Origin of the sequence: Oerskovia sp. NPDC060287 (assembly GCF_042726775.1) — a bacterium.
GTDB lineage: Bacteria > Actinomycetota > Actinomycetes > Actinomycetales > Cellulomonadaceae > Oerskovia > Oerskovia merdavium.
Genome location: NZ_JBHXBO010000164.1, coordinates 1 through 9,535, shown reverse-complemented (window position 1 = coordinate 9,535; position 9,535 = coordinate 1). Strand labels below are relative to the sequence as shown.

At 72.9% G+C, this 9,535-nt stretch carries 10 protein-coding genes; 4 read left to right on the top strand and 6 right to left on the bottom strand.

The window, feature by feature from the left end; translation table 11 throughout:
• Positions 1 to 13: 13 nt before the first annotated feature.
• The 3 genes from ACFWFR_RS14015 to ACFWFR_RS14005 form a co-directional block, all read right to left on the bottom strand.
• Positions 14 to 958, bottom strand: coding sequence for a tetratricopeptide repeat protein (locus ACFWFR_RS14015; RefSeq protein WP_191799954.1), 945 nt, complete (start codon positions 956 to 958; stop codon positions 14 to 16).
• Positions 959 to 1,089: 131 nt separating this feature from the next.
• Entirely contained in the window at positions 1,090 to 2,109 is a 1,020-nt protein-coding gene (locus ACFWFR_RS14010; RefSeq protein WP_377623350.1) for a hypothetical protein, read from the bottom strand.
• Positions 2,106 to 3,434 (bottom strand): hypothetical protein, encoded by a 1,329-nt coding sequence (locus tag ACFWFR_RS14005; RefSeq protein ID WP_377623349.1) that lies wholly within the window; start codon positions 3,432 to 3,434, stop codon positions 2,106 to 2,108. Before ACFWFR_RS14005 ends, ACFWFR_RS14010 begins: the two co-directional genes overlap by 4 nt.
• A gap of 244 nt (positions 3,435 to 3,678) precedes the next feature.
• Between ACFWFR_RS14005 and ACFWFR_RS14000 the strand changes: the two genes are divergently transcribed.
• On the top strand, positions 3,679 to 5,061 hold the full coding sequence (locus ACFWFR_RS14000) for a hypothetical protein (protein WP_377623348.1): 1,383 nt from the start codon (positions 3,679 to 3,681) through the stop codon (positions 5,059 to 5,061).
• Positions 5,062 to 5,069: 8 nt separating this feature from the next.
• The gene (locus ACFWFR_RS13995; RefSeq protein WP_377623347.1) at positions 5,070 to 5,585 is read left to right on the top strand and encodes a hypothetical protein; all 516 of its coding nucleotides are present in this window, start codon (positions 5,070 to 5,072) and stop codon (positions 5,583 to 5,585) included.
• 11 nt (positions 5,586 to 5,596) lie between these two features.
• Here ACFWFR_RS13995 and ACFWFR_RS13990 read toward each other — a convergent pair whose 3' ends face one another.
• Genes ACFWFR_RS13990 through ACFWFR_RS13980 form a run of 3 tightly spaced genes read right to left on the bottom strand, consistent with a single transcriptional unit; the run spans position 5,597 to position 7,668 of the window.
• Positions 5,597 to 6,388 (bottom strand): alpha/beta fold hydrolase, encoded by a 792-nt coding sequence (locus ACFWFR_RS13990; protein WP_191799962.1) that lies wholly within the window; start codon positions 6,386 to 6,388, stop codon positions 5,597 to 5,599.
• Complete coding sequence (locus ACFWFR_RS13985) at positions 6,385 to 7,341, bottom strand: alpha/beta hydrolase (protein WP_377623346.1); 957 nt, start codon at positions 7,339 to 7,341, stop codon at positions 6,385 to 6,387. Before ACFWFR_RS13985 ends, ACFWFR_RS13990 begins: the two co-directional genes overlap by 4 nt.
• A gap of 27 nt (positions 7,342 to 7,368) precedes the next feature.
• A complete protein-coding gene (locus ACFWFR_RS13980; protein ID WP_191799964.1) occupies positions 7,369 to 7,668 on the bottom strand; it encodes a hypothetical protein in 300 nt (99 codons plus the stop codon).
• A gap of 168 nt (positions 7,669 to 7,836) precedes the next feature.
• Between ACFWFR_RS13980 and ACFWFR_RS13975 the strand changes: the two genes are divergently transcribed.
• Both ACFWFR_RS13975 and ACFWFR_RS13970 read left to right on the top strand, forming a co-directional pair.
• Positions 7,837 to 8,796 (top strand): FKBP-type peptidyl-prolyl cis-trans isomerase, encoded by a 960-nt coding sequence (locus tag ACFWFR_RS13975; protein ID WP_377623345.1) that lies wholly within the window; start codon positions 7,837 to 7,839, stop codon positions 8,794 to 8,796.
• A gap of 152 nt (positions 8,797 to 8,948) precedes the next feature.
• The gene (locus tag ACFWFR_RS13970; RefSeq protein ID WP_377623344.1) at positions 8,949 to 9,443 is read left to right on the top strand and encodes a phosphoribosyltransferase; all 495 of its coding nucleotides are present in this window, start codon (positions 8,949 to 8,951) and stop codon (positions 9,441 to 9,443) included.
• Positions 9,444 to 9,535: the final 92 nt, after the last annotated feature.

Genomic DNA, 9,535 nt, shown 5'->3' with positions numbered 1-9,535 from the left:
CCTTCGCAGGTCGTCAGTACAGGTTGATCGCCAGGAGCTGGCGTGCCTTGCCGACGCGCGGGTCGGTCGGCCCGAGGATCTCGAAGTAGTCGACGAGGCGCAGGCGCAGCGTCTCCTTGTCCTCGGCGCTCGCGCCAGGCAGGAGGTCCAGCAGGCGACCGAACGCGTCCTCGACCTTGCCGCCGAGCATGTCCATGTCCGCGACGTCGAGCTGCGCGGCGAGGTCCGTGGGCCGCGCTGCGGCGGCCTCTCGCGTCGCCTGCAGGTCGAGGTCGCGCGTGCGGCGCAGGAGACCCACCTGAGCCAGGCCCGCGGCCGCGAGGTGGTCGCGCGGGTCCTGCTTGATGGCCTTCTGGTATGCCGCGACGGCCGCGTCGAGGTCGTCGCGCTCGATCGCGTCGAACGCCTCCTGGTGCAGCGGCGGGAGCTCGGGCTCGGGCTCGGGAGCCACCGCCGCGTCCGGGTCCGCGACCCCCTGCGCGGGAGCTCGGCCCGTGACGCCGTTGCCCTCGGCGATCTGCAGCACCTGCTGCAGGACCGCACGGATCTGGTCTCCTGCAGCGGCCCCCTGGAAGAGCGGGACCGGCTGGCCCCCCACGATCGCGACGACCGTCGGGACGCTCTCCACCTGGAACGCCGCGGCGATCTGCGGGTAGGTCTGGGCGTCGACGCGGCCCAGGAGGAAACGACCCGCGAACTCCTCGGCGATCGCGCCGAGCTCGGTGCCGAGCTGGGCGTTCGCCTGGTCCGTGGGGATCCACAGCAGGACCACGACCGGGTACTGCGCGGAGTCCTGGACGAGCTGCGGGAACGACTCCTCCGTGACGTCGACGACGTAGCCGCCGGCCTCGGGGGCACCGCCGGGCGTCCCGGGCGGGGGCGCCGACGGACGGTTCAGGGACGACAGGTCGACGGCGCCGCGCACGTCGAAGTTCGGCTGCTGGCTCGGTTGGCTCATGCGCTCATCCTAAGGAAGATCGTGCCGTCGCGAGGCGGCGGCTCGGCGAGAGGGTTCGTCGACGGTGGGCGTCCGCCGTGGTCCGCGACGACAGGGCTGCTCGTCCTGCCGTCGCCGACCCCGGTACCGGCCTAGGAGGTCGCGACCGACGTGACGATGTTCTCCATGCCGAGCACCTGGACGCCTGTGGTGGCGTCCGCCGGCGGGATGTACATCGCGACCATGGTCGTGTACCCCACGTTGAGGACGTTCGTCGGTTCGGTGGCTCCGAAGAGGGCCTTCTCCGTCTCGGTACCGGGCGTGATCTTCGCGCCCTCCTCCGCGGTGCGGGTCTCGAGCGCCGTCATCGCGGCCATGACCATCGCACCGCCGTCTGCCGTGCGCACTGCGCGCGCCTCGCCCGGCGTCGGCGTGAAGGTCATGGTCTGCGTACCCGCGGCCGTGGCGAGGGGCGCCGCCTGCGTCTGCGCGTTGGTCGCGACCCAGGCGCGCAGCGGGTCGTCGGCGAACGAGGCCGCGAAGCCCGAGCCCGCGCCCAGGTTGAGGACGTCGGCGTACTGGGCGACCGCGTCGGTCGGCGTCATGAGGAGCGACGGGTCGTCGAGCGGGACGGACTCGCTGCCGACCGCGGCGCCCGCGAAGCTCGGCAGCTTGACGCTCGGGAACAGGCGCACCCAGGCCCAGAGCTTGTACGGGTCGCGCGCCGTGGTCTGCTCGTACCCGAGGAGCCGCGGGGACTGGAGGTCCTCGGGCTGCTCGGTCACGGCGTACGCCTGCCGGGGCCAGGACTCGGTCGTCGTGATGATGTCCTGCTGGACGGCCGTGGGCAGGACCGTCACCAGGTCGCCGTTGCCACGTGCCGCGGCCACGCCGAGCTGGCTCGTGCGCAGCGACAGCGCCGGCCCGGCGAGCCGGGTGGCGAGCTGGGACGCGTCGTTGGTCGCGTTGGCTGCTTCGAGGGTCGAGCCGACGGCCTCGCGGACCTCGGCCATCTGCTCGACGGTCAGTGCGGGCTCGGCGGTCGCCGAGCTCTCGTCGACGGTGGGTGTGGGAACGGGCGACGTGCAGCCTGCGAGCAGGAGCGCGCCGAGGACGGCGCCGGCCACCGCGGCCGTGCGGGCCGTGGAGCGGCGGGGGGTGCGCTGGCTCATCGGTCTCCTCCGGTCGAGTCGGGGTTCTGGGTCTGGTCGTTCTCGTCGGACGCGGCGGGCGGGGCGGCCTGCGTCTGGCCGAAACCCCACGCCTGGCGCCACGCGTCCGCGCGGGCCGTGGCAGAGCTGCCGCCGGCGGACCCTGCGTCCGTCTCACCCGAGGGGTCGGGGACGACCGGCTGCGCGGCCGTCGCGTTCCTCTCACGTCGCACGACCGGGATCTGCCCGGTCATCCAGCGGTTGCGCGGGCGCTGCGCCCGCGCGTCCTCCTGGGCGAGCCGCTCGGCCTCGATGCGTTCCCGTTCGGCCTTCTCGCGCAGCTCACGACGGGTCAGGGTCCCTGTCGCGCCGGTCTGCGTCGGCGGTTCCTGCGCGGGTACCCGCGCAGACTCCGGTACGGCGCCGGGCCAGCCGGCTCCGGCGCGACGCTCGGTCGGTGCAGCGGGCCCGGCCTCCCCGGCGGTGCTCGTGCTCTCCGGAGCCTCCGAGCCTGCGCCGGTACGCGCCGTGCGTCCGTTGCTCGCCGTGCGGCTCTTCTTCTTCCTGCCGCCGCCTGCGCTGGGGTCCTTGTCCTTCTTGCCACCCATGAACGAGAGGACACCGATCGCCAGCCCGGCGACCAGGAGCAGCGAGCCACCCGCGATCCCGGGCCACTGCCAAGGGGTGGAGACCTCACGGGCCCAGCTCAAGGTCACGACGGGGCTCGCAGGGTCCTCACCGGTCCCGGCCGCGAGCAGGCTCCAGCGGCCCGGACGGTCGGACCAGCGCAGGCTGACCTCGCCCGCACCGGAGGCCTCGGCGAACCACATGTCGGACCCGGCGGGGTCGACACCCACGACGGGCGTCTCGGCCGTGGCGTCCGCAGCAGCGTCGCCCTCGGCGGGCGCCTCACCTTCTGCGGGCGCGTCACCCTCGACCGGGGCCTCGCCCTCGGCCGGGGTCTCCTCGGCGGGGGTCTCCTCGGCGGGCGGCGGTGTCGTGACCGACTTCGTCGCGAGCGTCTCCCAGTCGGTGAGACCGGTGATGTCCGAGTGCGCGTCGGTGCCGACCCACCCGGTGACGTCGACGTCGCGCCCGATCACGAGCGTCACGGGCTTCCCGTCCGGGGTCTTCGCCGTGACGGTCACGTCACCGTCGACGAGGTCGAGGACCCCGGGCTCCGAGACGACCAGCGGCGACGAGGCGTCGGCAGCGGCCGTCGCGACGACCGTCTCGCTCTCGCGCCAGAGGGTCGCAGCGGCGACTCCTGTGCCGATCCCCACCAGGCCGAGCACGATCAGGCCGGCGGCCAGGATTCGTTGAAGCACCGAGTTTCCCTTCGTCATGGACATTCCACAATAGAGGCGAACGCCTGCTGGATTCGAAAGTTCGCCGGATGGCGACGATCGCCGCAGACTCTTCACGAAGTCCCCGCGACACCCTGACGGTACCCATTCCGGGTATTCAGGACACAGTTCGGCCACGTATCCTGGGTGACGTTCCACAGGTCGGGCGACCCGGTACCTCCACCGAACGATACGTCCCGACAACAGCGCTGGCGTGGACCAGCCCGAAGCGGAAGGTCGACCCGTGTCCGACGAACGCACACTGTTCCCCATCACCATGCGCGGCTACGACCGCATCATGGTGGAAGGCCAGCTGGCCAAGCTCGAGAAGGATCTCGAGACGGCCCGTCACCGGGCCGAGTCCGCCGACGCCCGGGCTGTGCAGCTCACGTCGGACCTCCAGGACGCACAGCGCCAGCTGCGCGAGTCCGACCGACCGTCCTACTCGGGACTGGGCTCGCGCATCGAGCAGCTGCTCCGTTCCGCGGAGGAGCAGTCGGCCGACATCCTGGCCCAGGCCAACGCCCAGGCTGTCGACATCATGTCGCGCGCCAAGGTCGCGGGCGGCCAGATCCGCTCGCGCGCCGAGAACGAGGTCGCCGAGCTGCTCTCTGGCGCTCGTCGCGAGGCCGAGGAGATCCGCTCGACGGCCGCGTCGGAGACCGAGAGCACCCTGGTCGGCGCGCAGCGCCGCGCCGAGGAGTTCGTGGGTTCCGCCGAGCGCGAGGCCGCCCGCATCCAGAGCGCACTGAACACCGAGGAGAGCGAGCGTCGTTCGAGCCTCGAGCGCGAGCTGGGCACCCTGCGCGCCCAGGTCGAGCGCGAGACCACGGAGCTGCGCGTCGCGACCGAGCGCGAGACCGCCGAGCTGCGCGCCCGGGTCGCTGCCGAGACGGCCGCGATGCGCGAGGCCGCCGAGCGCGAGACCACCGAGCTGCGCGAGACCACGCGCCGGGAGGCCGAGCGTCAGGTCTCCGAGGCCAAGCGCGCGGCCTCCGAGGCAGCGAACGCCGTGACCTCCGAGATGGAGGAGCTGCGCGAGAAGGCGCGGACCGCTCTGGCCGAGGCCGAGCTGGACATCGCCCGCCGCCGCGAGGAGGCCGAGCTGGAGAGCGCGCAGCGCCACCAGACGGCCAAGGAGGAGACCGAGAAGCTCGTCGCGACGGCCGAGGCGCACGCGTCCGACGCCGAGCACCGCGTGGTCACGGCTCTCGAGCAGGCCGAGAAGGTCCGCACCGAGTCCGACGACTACGTCAAGGAGGTCATCGCGACCGCGCGTCACAACGCGGACCGCGTGGTCGCCGAGGCCCGCGAGTTCGCCGAGCAGACCGTCGGGGACGCCAAGGCAGAGGCCGAGCAGCAGCGCGCGGCGGCCCAGCGTCAGCTCGAGGACCTCACGCGCCAGCACGAGTCGATCAACACCTACCTCGACGAGCTGCGTGGGCTCCTCGGCGACGGTGAGGGCGCCAAGACCAAGGCGGCACCGGCCGTGGCCATAGCGGGCACCCCGGCGCAGCGCGCCAGGGCTGCGAACCTCATGACCGCGGAGTTCCCGCAGGTCGAGGTCGAGGGCGGGGAGGGCGAGGACGCCAAGTCCTCGGAGTCCTCGGCTTCCGCGAAGGCCTGAGCACGCCCATGACGCACGACGGCGACGACACCGGGGACCTGCCTGGGTCGCCGCCGTCGTCCGCTCACGAGGCTCACGGTCCCGCCGGAGCCGCGAGCAGCAACGCGCCCGACGACGTCGCGGCCTGGCGTGCTCAGCGCACCGAGGCCGCGGCGCACCAGGCGAACGAGCTCGAACGCCGCCGCGCCCAGGAGTCGGCCCAGGCCGCCGCTCTCCTGCGCGAGTTCGTCGCCGAGGCCGGACGGCGAGGCATCGCCCCGGTCCCGCTCCAGGCCCGCTCGTACGCAGGGGACGCGACGTACCGCACCAGGACGCTCGGCTGGTACCTGCGCAAGAACCGGACGCTCGCCGTCGGGACCGACGCGTCGTTCTACATCCTCAGCGTCCAGGGCGGGCTCTCGGCCCGGCTGAAGGGCGCGACCCTCGTCCCGTCGGACCCGCCGCTCGTGCTCGGCAAGGGCGGGCGCGACGGCGAGTCCATCTCTCTCGCGGACGCGATCGAGCTGGTGCTCGAGCGCGGCTGACCGCCCGGCGCTCAGTCCCGGGCGACGGCCCAGAGGTCACCGATCGCGTTCGCGACGGCCGGCGCGTCCTCGACAGCGCTCATGTGCCCCGCGGCGGGCACCACGACGAGCGTCGCCCCCCGAGCCGCGGCGACCAGGTGCTCGGCGGCCTCGACCGGGGTGAGCGTGTCCTCCTCGCCCACGACCACGCTCACGGGGCCCGCGAAGCGTGCCAGCACCTCGGTGCGGTCCGGGCGGGCGGCCATGGCGCGCTGGGCCCACGCGACGCCGTCGGGCCGCTGGGAACGGATCCACTCCTCGAGGCGAGCCGTCAGCCCACGGCGCGCGATCTTGCTCGTCGCGCCGAGCAGGGCTCCCGGCATGCCGAGGACCGCGTCGACCGTGCGGCTCTCGCTGACCGCCGCCGCGATGCGCAGGCGGTTGGCGCGGGCCGTGTCGTCGTCGGCCGTCGACTTGGTGTCCACGAGGCCGAGCGCGACCACGAAGCCCGGATGACGCTCGGCCGCGGCGAGCGCGACGTAGCCGCCCATCGACATGCCCACGACCACCGCACGCTCGAGCCCGGCGGCGCGGGCAGCGGCGACCACGGCGTCGGCTGCGGCCTCGATCGAGGGCGGCTCGCCCCCGAGCGGGCTCTCGCCCAGCCCCGGGAGGTCGACCGCGACGACCGTGATGCCGCTCGGCAGGGCCGCGGCGACGTCCTCCCACATGCGGTGGTCGAGCGGGAAGCCGTGCACGAGCAGCACGGGCAGCCCGTGCCCCTCACGCAGGGTGTGCAGGGCGAGGTGCTGGGTCGTGGTCATGTGTTCTGTCCTGTCGTCGTCGGCTGGACGTGCGTGCGGCTCGCGTCGTAGGAGGCCTGGTCGGAGGCCTCGGTGTCCGTACCCATCTCGGTCTGCGCGTCCCACGTCGTGGGGAGGGGTACGGGGAATCCCGGGCGGACGCAGGCGACGATCTCGTCGAGAACGCGTCGCACCGACGGCTCGCCCACCCACAGGTGCTTGGCCCCCTCGACCGCGACGACCTCGGCCTGCGGCACGCGCGCGAAGCGGCGTCGGGCCTCCTCGGGGCGCAGGTAGTCGTCGAGCTCGGGCACCAGGACCAGGAGCGGCTTGCCGAACGCGGCCCACCGGTCCAGGTCCTCGTCGGTCGCGCGGTGCAGGGGCGGGGAGAGGAGGATCGCGCCCTCGATGCCGGGGTCCGTGCCGTGCTTGAGGACGAGCTCGGTCCCGAACGACCACCCCACGAGCCACCGGTTCGGCAGGTCGTGGAACTCGGCCAGCTCGATCGCCGCGGCGACGTCGAAGCGCTCGGCCTCGCCGCCGTCGAACGCGCCCTCGCTCGTGCCGCGCGGGGACGACGTGCCGCGCGTGTTGAAGCGCAGCACCGCGAGGTCCGCGAGCGCGGGCAGGCGCCAGGCTGCCTTGCGGTAGACGTGGGAGTCCATGTAGCCGCCGTGCGTGGGCAGCGGGTGCAGCGTGATCAAGGTGCCCGACGGCGCCGCGTGCGCCGGGAGCGCGAGCTCGCCCACGAGGGTCAGACCGTCCGCGGTGTGGAGCTCGACGTCCTCGCGGCGGGCCGGCAGGACCGTGAGCGAACGGATCGGGGCGCCGCGCTCGACGGGCTTGCCGTCGGGGGCCGTGCGTGCCGCCGTGGGCGCACCTGCGGACGCTGCCGGGGGCACCGCTGCGGGCGTGGCCGCCGAGGCGGGCGTGGCGGGACGGTCGGTCGCGGGGTCAGGGCTGTGCGCGTTCATCACGACCGAGCCTAGCCGGGGTCGACCTCAGCGGCGCCGGGCACGCGCCTCCCAGCACCCCGTGTGCCAGTGGCGGCGGTCCTCGAGCGCGGACTGCGCCCCGAACATCGAGTCCTTGGCCCACGCGACGACGTGACTCGTCCCGGCGGGGACGGTCTGCCGGCAGCCCGGGCACACGTACGACTTGTCGCTCTGACGGACGGTGCGGACGGACCACTCGCCGTCGGGCCCGGTCTCCGACCGCATGCCGCCGAGGGCACGGTTGAGGTCGAGCGGAGGGGGTTCCGCTCCCCAGGGACGACGGCGCGAGGGACGTTTCGAGGGCACGGTTCCATTGTCCACGGTCGCGACAGCGACGGGTGCCCGCCGGTCGCGACCGTCCGTTTTCAGCACACTCTCAGAGAGTGCGGCTAGAGTTGCCGAGCCCGCCACTCCCGTGCTCGGCGCCGTGTTCACTCCCGGTCGTGCGCGGACACCCCCGAACGAAGGATTCTTGTGAAGCTCCGTACCTCTCGCGGCCTGGTCGCGATCGCCCTGGGTACCGCCCTCGTCCTGTCCGGTTGTGCTTCCGGCGACGGTGGCAGCGCCAGCCCTTCAGCCACCGAGTCGGCAGCAGCCAACGACACGGGTGTTCCGACCGAAGCCGACATCGCGGCACTCGACTCGGTCGTCGTGACCGGGACGGACGGGGACGCGACGCTCGCGTTCGACAAGGGCCTCACGGTCTCGACCACGACGAGCAAGGTCGTCACCGAGGGGGACGGCGACGAGGTCGCCGAGGGGGACCTCGTGACGATGCAGTACATCGTGTACCAGGGCAGCTCGGCAGAGCTGCTCGGTTCGACCTGGACCGATGACGCCGCAGAGTCGTTCACGGTCGGCGACGCGAGCTACGAGCTGCTGAACGACGCCCTGATCGGCCAGAAGGTCGGGGCCCAGGTCCTCGTCGCCTTCCCGAGCCAGGAGGACGACCAGACCACCGACACCCGCGTGAACCTCATCCAGATCGTCAGCACCAAGGACGTTCCGGACCGCGCCGAGGGCGAGGCCGTCACGCCGGCCGAGGGCCTGCCGGTCGTCACGCTGGACGACACGGGCAAGCCCAGCATCGACATCCCCGAGGGCTACGCCGACCCGACCGAGCTCGTCGTGCAGACGCTCATCAAGGGCTCCGGTCCGGAGGTCACCGCGGACCAGACCGTCACGACCCAGTACACGGGTTGGACGCTCGACGGTGAGTCCTTCGACTCCTCGTGGGAGAACGGCGCTCCTGCGACCTTCCCCCTGAGCGGTGTCATCGAGGGGTGGACCACCGGGCTCGCGGGTCAGACCGTCGGCAGCCAGGTGCTGCTGGTCGTCCCTGCGGCGCTCGCCTACGGCGCTGAGGCCAGCGAGACGAACCCCCTCGCCGGCAAGACCTTGGTCTTCGTCGTCGACATCCTGGACGCCTCCTGATCTGCACCCCCTCCTGACGGCCCCGCCGTCCGGACCGTCGAAGGGCCGTCTCCCGCTCGCGGGAGGCGGCCCTTCTCGCGTGCTGGACGGGTGACGTCCGGTGCGGGCCGTCGGGCAGGGCACCTCACAGGGGCTGCCCCTAGGCTCTGTCCATGAGCACAGAGCGCGAAGTCATGACGTGGGAGATTTTCGGCACCGCGTCCAGGCAGCTGGCCGAGCAGGTGGTCGCAGGCGGCTTCCAGCCCGACGTCGTGGTGGCGATCGCCCGCGGCGGACTGCTTCCCGGCGGGGCCGTGGCCTACGCGCTGGGCACCAAGGGGGTGGGGACGCTCAACGTGGAGTTCTACACGGACATCGGTCAGACGCTCGCCGACCCTCGCGTCCTCCCCCCGCTCATGGACACGTCGGAGCTCCCGGGGTCCAAGGTCCTCGTGGTCGACGACGTCGCGGACTCGGGCCGGACCCTCGCCCTGGTCATGGACCTGCTCGCCGAGCACGGCACCGAAGCACGTTCGGCCGTGCTGTACACCAAGCCGCGCACGATCCTCCAGCCGGACTTCTCCTGGAAGGAGACCGACAAGTGGATCACGTTCCCGTGGTCGGCCGAGCCCCCGGTCGAGGGCGCGCTGGCGCGGCCGAACGACTGAGTCGCTGACCGCCTGCGGGGGCGGGTGGCCACCACCGGTTCGACCACCACGGCGGGCCGGTGATACTCCGGGGCCGCAGGCACACCAGCACC